The organism is Acidithiobacillus sp. TH-A36, assembly GCF_057473445.1.
In genome coordinates this window covers 1-16,274 of record NZ_JBYCKP010000638.1, presented here as the reverse complement: position 1 = coordinate 16,274, position 16,274 = coordinate 1, and the positions used below count along the sequence as shown (strand labels likewise).

The 16,274-nt window shown below is 54.1% G+C and carries 12 protein-coding genes and 1 tRNA gene; 8 read left to right on the top strand and 5 right to left on the bottom strand.

The features are described 5' to 3' along the window. Positions 1–86: 86 nt before the first annotated feature. Positions 87–1,172 (bottom strand): efflux RND transporter periplasmic adaptor subunit, encoded by a 1,086-nt coding sequence (locus tag AC2VLY_RS15960; RefSeq protein ID WP_486922629.1) that lies wholly within the window; start codon positions 1,170–1,172, stop codon positions 87–89. Between the two features lie 42 nt (positions 1,173–1,214). Then, positions 1,215–2,714: an efflux transporter outer membrane subunit gene (locus AC2VLY_RS15955; RefSeq protein ID WP_486922627.1), complete on the bottom strand. Its 1,500-nt coding sequence runs from the start codon at positions 2,712–2,714 to the stop codon at positions 1,215–1,217. 244 nt (positions 2,715–2,958) lie between these two features. Here AC2VLY_RS15955 and AC2VLY_RS15950 point away from each other — a divergent pair, with 244 nt between their 5' ends. After that, positions 2,959–3,765, top strand: coding sequence for a tetratricopeptide repeat protein (locus AC2VLY_RS15950; protein ID WP_486922625.1), 807 nt, complete (start codon positions 2,959–2,961; stop codon positions 3,763–3,765). Positions 3,766–3,876: 111 nt separating this feature from the next. Here the strand turns inward: AC2VLY_RS15950 and AC2VLY_RS15945 are convergent, their stop codons facing one another. Together AC2VLY_RS15945 and ppc are read right to left on the bottom strand one after the other, a co-directional pair. Next, a complete protein-coding gene (locus AC2VLY_RS15945; RefSeq protein ID WP_300253927.1) occupies positions 3,877–4,455 on the bottom strand; it encodes a Maf family protein in 579 nt (192 codons plus the stop codon). 12 nt (positions 4,456–4,467) lie between these two features. Further along, positions 4,468–7,257, bottom strand: a complete 2,790-nt coding sequence (ppc, locus tag AC2VLY_RS15940) for a phosphoenolpyruvate carboxylase (RefSeq protein ID WP_486922624.1) — start codon at positions 7,255–7,257, stop codon at positions 4,468–4,470. 287 nt (positions 7,258–7,544) lie between these two features. Here ppc and hfq point away from each other — a divergent pair, with 287 nt between their 5' ends. The 6 genes from hfq to AC2VLY_RS15910 are packed head-to-tail and all read left to right on the top strand — an operon-like array spanning position 7,545 to position 13,754. After that, positions 7,545–7,814, top strand: coding sequence for an RNA chaperone Hfq (gene hfq, locus AC2VLY_RS15935; RefSeq protein ID WP_193650775.1), 270 nt, complete (start codon positions 7,545–7,547; stop codon positions 7,812–7,814). Next, positions 7,811–9,163, top strand: coding sequence for a ribosome rescue GTPase HflX (gene hflX, locus AC2VLY_RS15930; protein ID WP_486893952.1), 1,353 nt, complete (start codon positions 7,811–7,813; stop codon positions 9,161–9,163). The genes hfq and hflX overlap by 4 nt, the downstream gene beginning before the upstream one ends. Beyond that, a complete protein-coding gene (hflK, locus tag AC2VLY_RS15925; protein ID WP_486922623.1) occupies positions 9,150–10,355 on the top strand; it encodes an FtsH protease activity modulator HflK in 1,206 nt (401 codons plus the stop codon). The genes hflX and hflK overlap by 14 nt, the downstream gene beginning before the upstream one ends. After that, positions 10,352–11,224, top strand: coding sequence for a protease modulator HflC (gene hflC, locus AC2VLY_RS15920; RefSeq protein WP_300254347.1), 873 nt, complete (start codon positions 10,352–10,354; stop codon positions 11,222–11,224). The genes hflK and hflC overlap by 4 nt, the downstream gene beginning before the upstream one ends. Continuing rightward, positions 11,224–12,426, top strand: a complete 1,203-nt coding sequence (locus tag AC2VLY_RS15915) for an ATP phosphoribosyltransferase regulatory subunit (protein WP_486922621.1) — start codon at positions 11,224–11,226, stop codon at positions 12,424–12,426. Before hflC ends, AC2VLY_RS15915 begins: the two co-directional genes overlap by 1 nt. A gap of 32 nt (positions 12,427–12,458) precedes the next feature. After that, entirely contained in the window at positions 12,459–13,754 is a 1,296-nt protein-coding gene (locus tag AC2VLY_RS15910; RefSeq protein WP_486893135.1) for an adenylosuccinate synthase, read from the top strand. 47 nt (positions 13,755–13,801) lie between these two features. Here the strand turns inward: AC2VLY_RS15910 and AC2VLY_RS15905 are convergent. Beyond that, a tRNA-Leu gene (locus AC2VLY_RS15905) sits at positions 13,802–13,888 on the bottom strand. A 37-nt stretch (positions 13,889–13,925) separates the two neighbouring features. Here AC2VLY_RS15905 and rnr point away from each other — a divergent pair. Beyond that, positions 13,926–16,169 carry a ribonuclease R gene (rnr, locus tag AC2VLY_RS15900; RefSeq protein ID WP_486893134.1) on the top strand — a complete coding sequence of 748 codons (2,244 nt, stop codon included), beginning with the start codon at positions 13,926–13,928 and terminating at the stop codon, positions 16,167–16,169. Positions 16,170–16,274: the final 105 nt, after the last annotated feature.

Genomic DNA, 16,274 nt, shown 5'->3' with positions numbered 1-16,274 from the left:
AGACCCAGCAGGAAAATTACCAGACTCAACGCCGTGGCGAGTACCGGGCGACGAACAAAAATATCCGTAAATTTCATGAGCTAGCCTTACGCGTTGTGGCTGATGGTAACAAGGCTGCCATTGACCAGTTTGACCTGACCGGCGGTAACGATTCTGTCGCCTTGCTTCAATCCAGAGAGTATTTCCACCATGCCGTCGCGCTGCTTGCCGGGTTTGATGACCTGTTGCACGGCGGTTTCCTGGGTTTTGCCATCCTTTTTCTCTTTATGAATGACGTAAACATAATCGCCAAAGGTGTTATAGGAAATGGCAGATACTGGAATGACCAGGACTTTTTCAGTGGTATCGCGCACCACCGTCAACTCCCCGAACAGTCCTGGCCGGAGCTGATTTTTGGGATTATCGATGGTGGCTTGTACTTCTATCTGCCGGGTAGTGCTGTTGACGGCAGAACCCAGAGCCGTCACTTTTCCGGAAAAGGTTTGACCGGGCAGAGCGTCGGTTTGGATCTGCACCGGAGTCCCGGCCTGAATATTCTGGAGATCGCTTTGCGGCAACGTGAAGTTGGCGTAGAGCGGGCTCCAGGACTGCAGGTCCACTATTTTGGTGCCGGGAGTCAGATACTGACCCACATTCACCTGGCGGATGCCGAGATAACCACTGAAGGGCGCGCTAATGGTCAGTTTGTTCAGCGTCGCCTGAATATCCTTGATGGCAGCCTGATCCGTCTGATAGGTCGCCTGGGCTGAATCCAGCTGGGCCTGGCTGGCGGCCCTGGTGGCGATCAACTCTTTGGTACGCTGCAAATTGCTGGAAGCCAGTCGCAGTTGCGCCTGATCACTGGCCAGTTGGGCCAATTGCGTAGAGTTGTCAATCTGCACCAGCGGCGTCCCTGCCTGTACATACTGGCCGGAGCGAAAATGGATGGCGGTCACATTGCCAGCAATCTGGGGCGTAACATCTACACCCTGAACGGCCGCCAGCGAGGCGACGGCGCGCAGTTGCGGGTGCCAGTGGGCAATTTCTGCTGTTGCGGCACTCACGGTGACTACCGGCTTGGGCATGTGCGCCATCGCTTCGGCAATTTTGCTGTTGACGAAGGCTTTAAACCCAAAAATTCCGCCAAAAACAATCAGCAGGCCAATAATGACAATCACAAATGCTTTTTTCATATTTCAGTCTCCGCAGAGGATGGCTGCGATCAATAAAAAGGTTTAAGAATGGGTAGGCGTAGTCGTTGACTTCTGATCCGGCTTGTTCCACCAGCCACCCCCCAAAGCCACGAGTAATGCGGCACTATCCTGATAACGCAGGGATTGTGTCTTGATCTCGGCAATTTTGGCGGTGTTGTACTGGACTTCAGCCGTCAGCAGGGTCAGATAATCACTGGCACCGGCGCGGTAACTGGCCTGCGCCAGTTTGAGTGCTTCCCGGGAAGCGGACAGCGCCTCACGCTGGGCGGCGAGGGCCTGGGCATCATGCTCCACCGCCCGCAACCCGTTGGCCACCTGATCAAAAGCATTGAGCACGGTGCTGCGGTAGTTGGCGTAGAGTGCGTCATAGGCAGCATGTGCCTCGGCTTTCTGAGCTTCCAGTTTGCCACCTTCAAACAAAGGCTGGGACATGGACCCGACCAGGCTCCAGATGCTGCTGACGGGGTCAAAAAATATGTTGGGATTGCTGGCGGCATTGCCGAATGCGGCGGTCAGTTTGACGGTCGGATAAAACTGCGCACGCGCTTCCCCTATCTGCGCATTTGCCGCTTTCATCTGCGCCATTACGGCGCGGATATCCGGTCTTTGCTGGAGGAGCTGCGACGGTAAGCTGACGGGCAGTTTTCCCGGCAGTTTCAGATCGGTCAGTGTAAAATTCTGGCGTTTGGCATTCGCAGGAAATGCCCCAACGAGAATGGCGAGTTCATGGCGATAGACGGCCAATTGCTGTTCCAGCGGCGGCAGGGTGGCGGCTTCACTGGCCATCTGACTTTTTTGGGTCATGACCGTGCTGTAGTCGATGGCACCGGCACGATACTGATTTTCGGTCAGTTCCAGCAGCTTTTTTTCGTGGGCGATGATGGCCCTGGTAGCCTGGATTTGTTCTGCGGTAGCCGCTTCATCAATGGCGGTGGTGACAATATTGCCGGTCAGGGTCAGTTTCGCGGCTTCCAACTGCCACTGTTGGTATTTCACCAACTCTTCGCTGTTGCGATAGACCAGGCGATTAACACCAAAAATGTCAGGGTAATAAGACACCCCCAGCGACCCGTTGATCAATGAGTAATGGATACCCCCACTGCCACCAAAAGTGGCGGCCGTGCTTTTGCTGCGATTGGCCTGCAGGGTGCCAGTTACCTGCGGATAAAAAATGCTGGCATTGGCACGCGCTGTGGCTTGGGCTTCACGCATTTGGGCCTGGGCAGCCGCAATGGTCGGACTGTTTTTCAGGCCCACGCTGATGAGGGTATCCAGAGCTTTGGAGTGGAACAGTTTCCACCATTGTTCATGTAGTTCGGTGCCATACTGGATTTCCTGTGCTGCTCCGGCCATACCGCCGGGCGTAACGGTTTTTACCGGACTTTTGCCCGCCGTATAAGCCATTTTGTCGGAAGGCGCGGGCGGCACCCGTAGCTTGGGTTCAAAGCTACAGGCTGCCAGGCTGCTGGCAACACCTAGGGCCAAGAGGGCCGCAACGGGTTTGGGTAGTGGTTTGTGCACTAAAAATTACCTCTCAGAGGTCTGAACCGACCGGTCAGTATAATGGCTATTATTGGCAATTCTGTCAAACTCAGGCCTGTTCAAGCTGTAGAACCATGACGGGCATCCTCTACGGTCACCCCTGTCCAGTCATTCAAGCTAAATTGTGGCATGAATATAGAAGGTTACAAAATGCTACAGAACGCTTGATTCTTGCAGAATTTCACCCCATATTAACTTGGCAACATTTTTATTGGGGGAGCGAATGAATAAAAAATTTTTGGGAACAAGCATCCTGCTTGTCAGTATAGTCACGGCACCATTAGCGTGGGCCGAACCTTCTGTCACACAGGTGACTCAAGCCATTCAAAGTGGTCATCTGGATCAGGCACAAAGCATGATGCAGGAGGTGCTTGGTACACATCCAAATTCTGCGGAGGCGCAATACCTGGAGGCGAGAATCCTGGCGCGTCAGGGTAAATGGTCAGAAGCCGCAGTAGCCCTGCAGAAATCTGAACAACTGGCTCCGGCCATGCCTTTCGTCAAGCCGGAAGTCTTGCAGAAATTCAAAAAATCCGTAAAGAGTCATAGTCAGGCCGTGACCAAGCCGACGACGGAAAAAAAGAGTTCCTGGGGTTCTGCTTTGGTCTTTTTTCTGGGTCTGATTTTGCTGATTGCGGTGATCTCCATGTTTTTACGGCGGCGTCGGCAGAATGCACAACTGATGTATCGGGGTGGGCCGACCCCGGGGCCTTTTGGCAGCATGAATGGTGGCTATGGACCCAATGGTCCGGGATATCCTGGCGGCCCGATGGGGGGTGTGCCTCAACAGGGTGGTGGCTTGGGCTCTAGTCTCGCATCGGGAATTGCTACCGGAGTCGGGGTGGGTGCCGGGCTGGCTGCCGGGCAGGCGCTTGCTGGAAGTTTGTTCGGTGGTCACGAGGCTGCCGGAACACAAGCTAACGCATCAGGCAATGACGACCTGGGCCTGACCGATAATTCCTGGGGCAATGACCAGCTAGCCAGTAATGATGATTTCGGCATGGATGATGGCGGCGATGGCTGGGGCTGACCCTTTGTTATTTGCTTAAAAAGAAAGGGCGACTGGATAAGTCGCCCTTTTTGCTTCCTGGCTGGTCGGACCCGCTGCAAGGCATCCCACCCCGATTGTCAGTTTCTGATCTCAGGGCAATGCATATCCCCGGCGCCGCAACACTTCGGAAATGCTCAGCAGTGGCATTCCCATCAGGGCGTTGGGGTCTGCTCCTTCCATTTTTTCCAGCAGGCTGATCCCCAGACCTTCAGAACGTAAACTTCCAGCGCAGTCGAGGGGCTGATCTTTTTCAATATAGCGGCGAATATCCTCCGGGCTTAGTGCGCGTAAGGTCAGATAATAGGGAACGATGAACTGCTCCGCGCCGCTGGCATCAGCTATGGCAACACCATTGAGGTATTCGACCCGACGACCTTGCATCCATTGCAGTTGTTCTTCGGCCCTGGCTGCCGATTCTGGCTTTCCCAGAACCCGACCGGCGCAACAAGCCATTTGATCAGCGCCGATAACCAATGCTTCAGGGTGGTGGACTAATACGGCGTGGGCTTTGGCCAAAGCCAGACGCGCCACCAGTTGTTCCGGGGTTTCCTCCGGAAGCGGGCTTTCATCAACCTGGGAAGCTACGCAGCGAAAGGGAATTTGCAGACGCTGCAGCAATGCCTTTCGGTACGGGCTGGTGGAGGCCAGAATCAGTTCAGGTAGTGACATGGAACACTTTTCTCAGCCGGTATTGCGTTGTCCGGCTGCGATGGCGTTGATGGTGCGCAGCAGGGGATCCAGCCATATTTCCCGGAATTCCGGCGGTGCATCATCATTGCGGTAACGGCGGAGCAGGGCGAGCTGAATATGATTCAGGGGTTCCATGTATACGTTACGACGCTGCAAAGAAAAAGCGAGACCAGGATTATCGGAAAGCAGCTGCTCGGTTCCAGCCATGGCCAGCATTTCTCCAAGGCTCAGCTCAAACTCCTGGCGGATTTTCTGGAAAACTGACGTGGCGAGCTCCTGATCAAGCGGTAAACTGGCATATTCTCCTGCCAGCGCCATGTCGGTTTTAGACATGGCCATGCTGATGTTGCCCATCAGGGCGTGGAAAAAAGGCCAGTGCTGATACATGTCCTGAAGAATTTCCAGTCGTTCGGGTTTATCCACCCGCCATTGGGCAATAGCAGAACCCAGCCCGAACCATGCCGGAAGAATATGGCGGGACTGTGCCCAGGCAAATATCCACGGAATCGCTCGAATCGAGCCCATGGAGCGGTCACTGCGCTGCCGATGGGAGGGGCGTGAGCCAATGTTCATGTGCGCTATTTCATTCAGCGGGGTCGCTTCGTAAAAATAATCCAGAAACCCCGGAGTGTTTTCCGTAAGGTCACGATAGGCCTTTTCGCCCAGATGGGTGAGCTCCGTCATGACCTTGAGATAAGCCGGGTTGTCGGGGGTGGCCGAGCGTACCAGGCCAATGCTGGCTTTGATGAGGCCGGCGGTGCCGACGGTTAACTCGTATACAGCGGTTTCGAGGTTGGCATATTTGAAGGACAGGACTTCACCCTGTTCAGTGATCTTGATTTGCCCACGAACGGTATCAGGCGGTTGCGCCAGAATAGCTTCATAGGTGGGACCCCCACCGCGACCAACGCTGCCGCCACGACCATGAAACACGCGAATTTGGATATTACGTTTGTCAGCAATGGCGGCCAGGCGCAGCTGGGCCTGATACAGCGACCAACTGGACGATAAAATACCACCGTCCTTGCAGGAATCGGAGTATCCGAGCATGACCTCCTGGGTGTTTTCCTGGCTGCTGAGGATTTCGGTATAAACCGGGTTATCGAGCAGCGTGGAAACGACGGCATCCATGCGCTCCAGATCGTGAATGGTCTCAAACAGTGGGGTGACGGCAATTTCACTGTAAAGCCCCTGTCGCGACCAGCCTGCCAGCCCGAATTCCTTGGCCAGCACCAGCACTTCAAGAATATGACTGGCTTCGTGGGTCATGGAAATCACGTAATTTCCAAATCCGGAAGCACTGACTTCGCGACGAAGTTGGGCGATACAGCGAAAAATGGCGCAGGTTTCGGCAGCCAGTGGCGAAAGTTCAGGATGCTGCTCAACCAGCGGACCGGGACGTTTGAGGGCTTCCGTCAGGGTTATCAGTCTGGCTTCTTCAGACATTTCAAGGTAACCGGCAAAACCCGGGACACCTGCATATAGTTCAGAAATGGTTCGGGAATGCACGGTGGATTCCTGGCGAATATCGAGATTGGCCAGATGAAAACCAAATGTCTGTACCAGCCAGACTATATCCTGAATATCATGATCAGCGATGTAATCATCATTGTGACCGCGCAAGGAGTCACGGACCAGGAGCAGGTCATCCAGAAAGGCTTCGGCTGATCCATAAGCCGGGCCAGCGGATTCATTCATGATCTGGCCGTTTTCCAGCTGCCGCAGGCGCAAATCCAGCCGGGTCATCATGTAGCGCAGCTTGCGGCGGTAGGGTTCACTGGGGAAGCGCTGATCTACCCATTCGGCCAGTTCCGGAAAATCATCGGCGTCGCGTTCCAGAGAGGCGAGCAGGACCGGCGAAATGCCGCAAAACCGGCTGGAATGCCCCAACAATTGATAAAGCCCGCTAAGCCGTTGCTGATACTCCTTGAGGACCTCGACACTCTGGGTACGCAAGGCCCAACTGGTGATGGCGGCAGTGACGTTGGGGTTGCCATCCCGATCTCCGCCAATCCATGAACCAAAGCGAATAAACGCGGGAATGTCGATGTCAGTGTTGGCAAATACCCGTCGAGCAGCACGACGAGCGGCGCGATAGGTCATGGGTACGGCTTTGAACAGGCTGTCGCGAAAGAAGAATAAACCGTTCTCCACTTCATCCTGAACCTGGGGTTTATTCGTGCGGACTTCTTCGGTTTCCCAGAGGATCTGGATTTGTGCCCGCAAATTGTCGATGACTTCTTTTTCTTCTTCGTCGTTCAGGCTGGGGTCATCAAGTGTTTGGCTGACCACGAAAATGCGGCGCAGTCCATGCAGGACCGTGCGTCTTTTGGATTCGGTGGGATGCGCGGTAAAAACGGGGAGATATCGGGTTTGATCGAGCAAAAACTGAATCTGCCCGGAGGTGATGCCCTGTTGCTGGAGGGAGCGGAAGGTTTCTTCAAAGGATCCCGTCCACAGTCCGTCGCCTTTTTGTAAAAGGCGACGGCGTTGCAGATGCTGGGATTCTTCTTCGGCAATGTTGGCCAGACTGAAATAGGTGTTGAAGGCACGAATTACCAGGACCAGATCATCCTGGGGTAAGGCGTCTATGAAGCGGGCAAGCCGTTCCCGTAGGCGGGAATCTTCTTTTTTATGGAGGCGGATATAGCCTTGGCGAAGCTGTTCCACGGCGTTGAAAACCCGGGTTCCGGCCTGCTCGCGCAAGACTTCACCGAGCAGATTGCCCAGTAATTTCACGCGACTACGGAGCGCCTTATCATCGATGGCCGTTTTGTCCACTAATTGCTTCTCCTTGAATTTAGGAACCTTCCACCGTCATGACCATCCGGATGACAGGCAGGTTTCGATTCTAAGCTAATGGCAAGCAGGCTGCAGGTCAATCATTCACGGCTGGATCGCTGGCCGCAGTCACTTCAGTCCATCATGAATATGGATGAATGAGTGGACCTTATAAGCATGGCTTTCCCGTCTATTTTGAGCTAGTCTAAGTTCCATGCAGTGAAATCTGTCCCGCAGGCTTTTCACTACCCTAAAAGCGCCATGAAGCATAGTCAAGGAGATAAAAAATGGCCGGTCAACAAAAAGGACAAATTCTTCAGGATCCTTTTCTTAATTTGCTGCGTAAGGAACACGTTCCCGTCGCCATCTATCTGGTCAACGGGATCAAGTTGCAGGGATTTGTCGAATCCTTCGATCAGTTCGTTGTTTTGTTGCGGAATAATGTCAGCCAAATGATTTACAAACATGCCATTTCTACGGTGGTTCCCGGTCGTGATGTACGCTTGCCTTTGCCTGAGGGCGAAGGTGAGGCGACGGCGACAGAAGAAGAGGCCTGATTCTGACCCATAGTGCAGTTGCAGTAGACGCGCCCCGTGAGCGGGTCCTTCTGGTCCATGTGATATTACATGGCGAAGTGGATCTCGACGACGGGGCCGAATTTTTTCATCTGGCTACCGACAGCGACGCGGATGTTCTGGAGTTAATCCCTGTGACCCGCAATCGCCCTGATCCGGCAACTTTTATTGGCAGTGGCAAAGTGCAGGAACTGGCCGAAAAGGTGCGTGAAGTGGCAGCGGATCTGGTTTTGTTTGATCGATCGTTAAGTCCAGTGCAGGAGCGCAATCTGGAGCGGGCCTTGCAGTGCCGGGTGATTGATCGGGTCGGGTTGATTCTGGATATTTTTGCACGACGTGCCCGGACTCATGAGGGCAAATTACAGGTCGAGCTCGCTCAATTGACCCGCTTGCGGACGCGCCTGATTCGTGGATGGACCCATCTGGAGCGGCAACGCGGAGGCATTGGCTTGCGCGGTCCTGGTGAAACACAGCTGGAGACAGACCGTCGCCTGATTGGAGATCGTATTCAGTCCCTGCGGCACAAGCTGGTCAAGGTAGCTGCCCATCGGGCGACCCAGCGCCGGGCCCGGCAGCGCGCTCCGTTGCCGACCGTGGCTTTGGTGGGCTATACCAATGCGGGTAAATCCACTTTGTTCAATGCCCTGACCGAGCGCAGTAATTATGCGGCAAATCGTTTATTCGCGACCCTGGACCCGGCTATTGGCCGTTTGCAGGTTGCCGGGCAGGATGCGGTGTTGCTTGCCGATACGGTGGGCTTCATGCGTGACTTGCCGACGGATCTGATTGCTGCATTTCGGGCAACGCTGGAAGAGGTGAATCAGGCGCAATTGCTCTTGCACGTAGTAGATGGCAGCGCGGTGGACCGTGATACGCAAATGGTTGCAGTCGAATCAGTCCTTAAAGAAATTGCAGCGGATACTCTGCCGGTGCTGGTGGTCTTCAACAAGGTTGACATGACGGGTGAAGCGATTGGAGGTCTGTATGATGCTTCGGGAACATTGATTGCGGTGAATGTCAGTGCCCGGAGCGGTGCAGGTCTTGATGCGTTGCTGCAAGCTATTCTCGAACGGGTTGGTCGCTCTATTTTGCGCGTCGAGCTGCTGCTGAGTCCTGAGGAGGGCGCTTTGCGTGCCTGTTTGCATCGTCTGGCCAGTGTCATCGACGAAGATTTTGACGAGGAAGGTAAAACCCGGATGGTTTTTGATATTGATGATCTGGCATGGCGTCGTCTGCGCGCGCAAATGCGTGACCATGGTTGTCAGGCGCAGGACCCGACCTCTACAATACCCGAAATAATCAAGGAAGGAGATTGGTATGCCGTGGAGTGATCCGGGCGGAAACGGAAACAACAAAAATAATAATAACAACCCCTGGGGACGGCGTCCCAACCCACAAAAGCCTGCTTTTGACATTCAGAAAATTACCCAGGAGTTGAAAAAACTGGGTGCTTTACTGGGTTCCGGCAAAGGCCGGGGTTCTGGAGGTCCCAAGTGGGATCCCCGCTGGCTCCACCGTTTGCCCATTATTATCATTGGCATACTGATTTTATTCTGGATTGCATCGGGTATTTATATTGTCGGACCCAATGCGGAAGGCGTGGTGCTGCGTTTTGGCAAGGAAGTCGGCATTACCCAGCCGGGTCTTCATTATCACTTGCCCGTGCCTTTTGAAAGCGTTTCCTTACTCAGCACTGCCGAGAATCAGCGGATTGTTTTGGGTTACAGTGGCGCCGTGGATACCCTGAACCCAGGAATGATGCTGACCGCCAACGGTGACGTGGTGGATGTTCACTTTGCTGTGGATTACCGTATCAGTAATGCCAGTCATTACCTGTTTTCCAGCACTAATCCGGAGCAGCTGATTCGCTATGCGGCTTTGTCTGCCATGCGCAATGCCGTGGGGAAAAGCCAGTTGAAAGCCCTGATGCATGTGGATCAAAGTGCCATGGCCCAGCAGATCCAGCATAGTAGCCAGAATTTGCTGACAGGATTACATGCTGGCGTGACGATCAACGCAGTGCAGATTCTCAGCATTCATATTCCCAAATCGGTGCAGGCTTCCTATACCGACGTGATGACTGCCCGCGAGGATATGGCCCGATCCCGGCGTGAGGCGGAAGCCTATGCCAGCAGTATTATCCCCAAGGCCAAGGGTGAAGCCGCCACTATGGTGACAGCGGCCGAGGCATACAAGTTGCAGGTGGTGGATCGTGCCAAGGGTGATGCTGCCCGCTTTACGGACCTGCTGCAGGCGTATCAGAAGAACCCCCAGGTGGTGAGTGAGCGTATGTATTTGCATACCATGCAGGATATTCTTGGCAGCACGCAAAAAGTCATCATGGATAGTCATGGAAAAGCAGTGATTTATTTGCATATGCCCGAAAAAACTGCCGTTCAGCCCAGTGCGAGCACACGCGCGGTAGAGTCGGCCACCGCCGCAGATCGTAGTACGGCCCCGGTCGCTACTACCGACAGTGTTGCCAGCCAACCTGTGCTGCCGGTTTCAGGAGCGCACTCATGAAAAACTGGATATGGGCTGTACTGATTGTTTTTCTCGCGGTGCTGCTGCTGGCCTCTGCCAGTTTTTATACGGTCAATCAGTCACAAAATGCCTTGCTCATGCAATTTGGCCGGCAAATCAGTGTGCAGAAGGCCCCTGGTCTTTATATGAAATGGCCGGTTCTGCAAAATGTGGAGTATGTGGATAAACGCTTGCAAAATTATAGTCCGCAACCGGAGTCCTTTTTGACCCAGGACAAAAAGCCTTTACTGCTGAGTTATTTCGCTGAGTGGCAAGTGGTGAATCCTGGAGTTTATTATGCGCGGCTGCATGATCAGGCGAATGCCCAGACCCAAATTGGCGATGAACTTCGTGCCGCCTTACGCAGTCACATTGCGACGATGTCCATGACAACGCTCATTGCTGCCCGGCAGCAGGAAATTTCCAGCCCGGTTATGCAGGCGGCAGACCAGCACTTGTCAAATTTTGGGATCCGCCTGGTGGACTTGCGGATTTTGCAGGTGGGCTTGCCCCCGGAACTGCTGCAGGCGACTTACAAGCGCATGGAGGCGGAGCAAACTCAGCAGGCCAATACCTACCATTCCCAAGGCAAGGCTGATGCAGAGCAAATTCGTGCCAGCGCCGAGAAAGAAAAAACCAGCATTCTGGCTGATGCCTATCGTCAACAGGAACAAATCAAGGGGCAGGGTGATGCCGAAGCGGCCTCCATTTACGGGGATGCTTATGGTAAGGATCCGAAATTTTTTGCCTTTTATCGCAGTCTTGAAGCGTATCGTCATGCTTTGAGTGATAAAACCGTGCTGGTACTTAATCCGGATTCTCCATTTTTCAAATATTTTCGGCATTCCTTGAATGAGGCGGGAAAATAATGCGCAGCGAAAACCATCCGACCTGGCTTTTGCCTAGCGGCTTCGAGGATATTCTGCCCGCACGTACGCAGGCTCTTGAACATTGTCGGCGCAGTCTTCTGGATCGCTATGCGCTGTGGGGCTACCGTCAGGTGACACCCCCTTTAGTGGAGCATCTGGAAAGTTTGCTCACCGGTAGTGGCGCTGACCTGGACCTGCAAACCTGGAAACTGCTGGATCAGGACAGTGGTCGTCTGGTAGGCCTGCGCTCGGATATGACTCCGCAGATGGCGCGCATTGACGCCCAGACTTCAGCTTCCGGGGAAATTCGCCGTCTGGCCTATGCCGGAACCGTGCTGCGGGCGCGCCCTGACTTGCTGGGTGGCAGTCGGGCACCCTTTCAGGTGGGCGCTGAGTTGTTTGGCGTCGCTGGACCGGAAGGGGATCTCGAAGTGTTGTCCCTGATGGTGGAAAGTCTGCGCCACTGCAAGGTCCCCAATCTGTTGCTGGATATTGGTCATGTCAGTATTCCCCGGGCCCTGGCTGATGCGGCTGGCCTTGCCACTACCCAGCGCAATGATTTGTTGCGGCATGTAGAACGCAAGGCCTGGCCGGATGTCCGGCACTGGTTGCAAATTCATGGCGCAGGACAAAGCCTTTGTGCCGATTTTGATGCCCTGGCCCGTTTGCAAGGGGATCATGATGTATTGAGTCGCGCGCGTCAGCAGTTGGGTCATCACCCGGCCATTTGCAAGGCACTGGATGATCTCCATTTTGTTTGGGAAGCACTGCGCTTGCGCTACCCGGATCTCGACATTCAATGTGATCTTTCGGAAATTCGTGGTCATCTCTACCATACCGGCCTGCTGTTCTCTTTATTCGGGCCGCAACGCGGAGAAGCGTTGGCTCGTGGTGGACGCTACGATGACATTGGTGCAGCATTTGGGCGTCGCCGTCCGGCAACCGGTTTCAGTCTGGACCTGAAACCTCTGCTTCGGGATCTTCCAGAATCGCGCCGGAGCCAACATATCTGGGCGCCTGCCGGCAGCGATCAGGCTTTATGGAAGGCTATTGCCGAGCAACGTCAGCAGGGGCATGTGGTGGCGCAGGACTTTCTGGCGGGCGAATTGCCAGATCAAGCGCAGTTGGAAAACCGGGGTTTTGATGCCCTCCTGGAACATTCTTCTGCAGGTTGGGTATTGCGCTCCCTGAATGCACGTTAAAACTATTTTCCATTTTATTGGCGGAGTGCTCCGTGTCTGATAAGTCAAATGTGGTCATCATCGGTACGCAGTGGGGTGATGAAGGAAAAGGCAAAATTGTGGACTGGCTCACAGAACGTTGCCAGGCGGTTGTGCGTTTTCAGGGCGGGCATAACGCCGGACATACGCTGGTGATTGGCACGCGCAAAACCGTGCTGCATCTTATTCCTTCGGGTATTTTGCGCGCAGGTGTGTCCTGTTTTATTGGGAATGGCGTGGTTCTGGATCCGCTGGCGCTTTTTGCTGAGCTGGATGAATTGCTGCCGGTGATGCCCGATGCCCATGCGCGTCTTTTTGTTTCGGATGCCTGTCCGTTGATTATGCCCTATCACAAAAGCCTGGATCTGGCTCGTGAGCATGCCAAAGGCGATGCGAAAATTGGTACGACCGGTCGGGGGATTGGTCCTGCTTATGAAGACAAGGTGGCGCGTCGCGCTTTGCGGGTGGGTGATCTTTTTCACCGCGAGCGTTTTGCTGCAAAGCTGGGTGAAGCGCTGGATTACCATAATTTTGTACTTCAGCATTATTTCAAGCAGAAAGCAGAGAATTTTGATGCCATTCTCGATCAATATCTGAGTCTGGCAGAGCGGCTGGCTCCCATGGTGGTCGATGTATCCGTGCGTCTTGCACAGTTGCAGTCAGAAGGTGCAAGAATTTTGTTTGAAGGTGCGCAGGGGACCATGCTGGATGTGGATCATGGAACCTACCCCTATGTCACTTCTTCCAATACGATTGCGGGTGCTGCTTCCGCCGGAAGTGGCGTCGGGCCGGCCGAACTGGGTTATGTTTTAGGTATTACCAAAGCCTATACCACCCGCGTAGGCGCAGGTCCTTTCCCCACTGAGTTATTCGACGAAACCGGAGTATTTCTGGCGGAACGAGGTGCGGAAGTGGGCGCGACCACAGGGCGGGCCCGGCGTTGTGGCTGGTTTGATGCGGTGGCCTTGCGCGCTGCCTGTCGCGTCAACGGAGTGACCGGCTTGTGCATGACCAAGCTGGATGTGCTGGATGGTCTGGCGGAAATCCGGGTCGCCGTGGGTTATCGGGTTAAGGGCGTGGTTCAGGATGAACTCCCTTCCGGTGCTGAAGCACTGGCGGCTTGTGAACCGGTTTACGAGACTTTTCCCGGCTGGCAGGAATCTACTGCCGGAGTCCGTCGCTGGGAAGATCTGCCCCAGACAGCACGTCAGTATCTGGAGGCTATTGCCAAGCTTGCCGGACGGCCTCTGGCGATCATTTCAACGGGTCCTGACCGGGAGGATACCATTCTCCTGTCCGGGGTGTTGTGAACAGCAAATATAAAAAAGGGCAGACCCTGAAGTCTGCCCTTTGCTTTTGGTACCGGGGACTGGATTCGAACCAGCACAAGCTTTCGCTCACTAGGACCTGAACCTAGCGCGTCTACCAATTCCGCCACCTCGGCGTGGACGGAATGATCTTTGATTAAGGAGTAGTTGTCAATGCCTGAAAACCAGGAGCCCGCAGCACTGAGTGAACGTGATCCCATGTTCGAGCGGGAAAAAGAAAAATATGAACGCCCTATCGTCAGTCGGGAATACATTCTTCAGTATCTGGAAGAAGCGGGACAGCCTCTGACGCTGGAAGATTTTTTTGCCGAGCTCGTAATCGAGGAAGAAGACCAGGAAGCCTTGCGCCGCCGCCTGCGTGCCATGGAAAGAGATGGCCAGTTGGTGCGCAACCGACGCGGAGCCTACGGCATTATCGAAGCCATGGAATTGATTCGGGGGAGTGTCAGCGCCCATCCCGATGGTTTTGGCTTTTTGATTCCTGAAGCCGGTGGCAAAGATCTTTTTTTATCACCCCGGGAAATGCGCAAGGTTTTTCATGGCGATATTATTCTTGGCCGGGCGGTGGGCGAAGATCGGCGTGGACGGATTGAAGGTACGGTCGTCCGCATCCTGGAGCGGTCTCTGAAACAGATTGTGGGGCGTTATTTTGCCGATGGCGGCAGCCATTACGTGGTGCCTGAAGATCGGCGGATTTCCCATGAATTCGGGGTGGTGGAGGGAGGCGAACTGGCACCGGTGCATGGGCAGATTGTGACGCTAAATATTATCCAGTATCCGGATGGTCGCAATATGCCCCAGGGATCGGTCGTGGAAATTCTTGGCGAACACATGGCACCCGGTATGGAAGTGGAAATTGCGGTGCGTAATTACGGCCTTCCTTATCAATGGTCGCAGGCGGTTCTGGACGAGGCTGCGCGTTTTTCCGAAGTGGTACCCGAGGATATGAAAGCAGGTCGCCGCGATTTGCGTGATCTTCCCCTGGTTACCATTGATGGTGCCGATGCCAAAGACTTTGACGATGCGGTTTTTGCGGAAGAAATTGCCGATGGTTTTCGCCTTATTGTCGCCATTGCCGATGTGGCCAGTTATGTTCAGTCGGGCTCCGCTCTGGATAAAGAGGCGATTGCCCGGGGTAATTCCGTGTATTTCCCGCGTCGGGTCATTCCGATGCTGCCGGAAATCCTTTCGAACGGCTTATGCTCCCTGAATCCGCATGTGGACCGGCTGTGTATGCTTTGCGAAATGGAGATGAATGCAACTGGTGAGGTTCAGCGTTTTCGTTTTGCCCGGGGGGTCATGCGCTCCCAGCGCCGCTTTACCTACGACGAAGTGGCCGCCATTCTTGATGGGGATGAGGCGTTGCGTACCCAGGATGCAGCTATGGTGCCGCATCTGGAGGCGTTACACCGCCTGTATCAAAGTTTTGCCGGGGCCAGGGAGCGAAGAGGGACCATTGAGTTCGATTCCCAGGAAACGCGCATTATCTACAATGACCAGTTACGCATTGAAAAAATTGTCGCCGTTACCCGTAATGTAGCGCATCGTATTATCGAAGAATGCATGCTCGCGGCCAATGTGTGTGCTGCCCAGTATTTCCGGATTCATGACTTGCCCATGTTGTACCGGGTCCATCCAGAGCCTTCCGCAGACAAGCTGGAGGATTTACGCCGTTTTCTGGGAGAGCTTGGGGTACCCTTGCGCTTGCCGGAGCGTCCGCGTAGCGCCGATCTGGCGAAGATCATTGAAGAAACCCGTGACCGTAGTGATTCCAGTCTGATTCAGACCGTGATTTTAAGGAGCCTGTCGCAAGCATTTTATACCGTGGATACCGGAATGCATTTTGGTTTGGCTTTTCCGGCTTATACCCACTTCACCTCACCCATTCGCCGCTATCCCGATCTGGTGGTTCATCGCGGTATCCAGGCATTGCTGGATGCGGGTATCCAGGAACCACGCTGGTTGGCTAAAAAGGAATTGCAGGAGTTGGGGCAGCATTGTTCCATGACCGAACGCCGTGCAGATGAAGCCAGTCGTGAAGCAGTAAACTGGCTCAAATGTGAATTCATGATGGATAAAATTGGTGAAACATTTACCGGTATTATTACCGGCGTGACCGGTTTTGGCCTGTTTGTTGCCCTGCGCGAGGTGTATGTGGAAGGTCTGATTCATATCAGCACCCTTGGTGAAGATTATTTCCATTTTGATGCGCAGCATTACCGTATTATTGGTGAGCACAGTAAGGAAACATTCCAGTTGGGTGACGCCATAGAAATCCGGGTGATGAATGTCAACCTGGACGATCGCAAAATTGACTTTGAACGAGTAGTGCCAGAAGGACAGGCTACGGGTGGTAAATCCCGTCGTCCCCGGCGTTCACGCAAAGAGTCCTCCTGATTATTGCGGGATGTTCAACCCAAATGATGCGCCAATTCCCGGGAGAGTCTTTCCAGTAACTGGCTCATTGCAGTCGCCTGCACTGTGGGGTTGGACGCGACATGG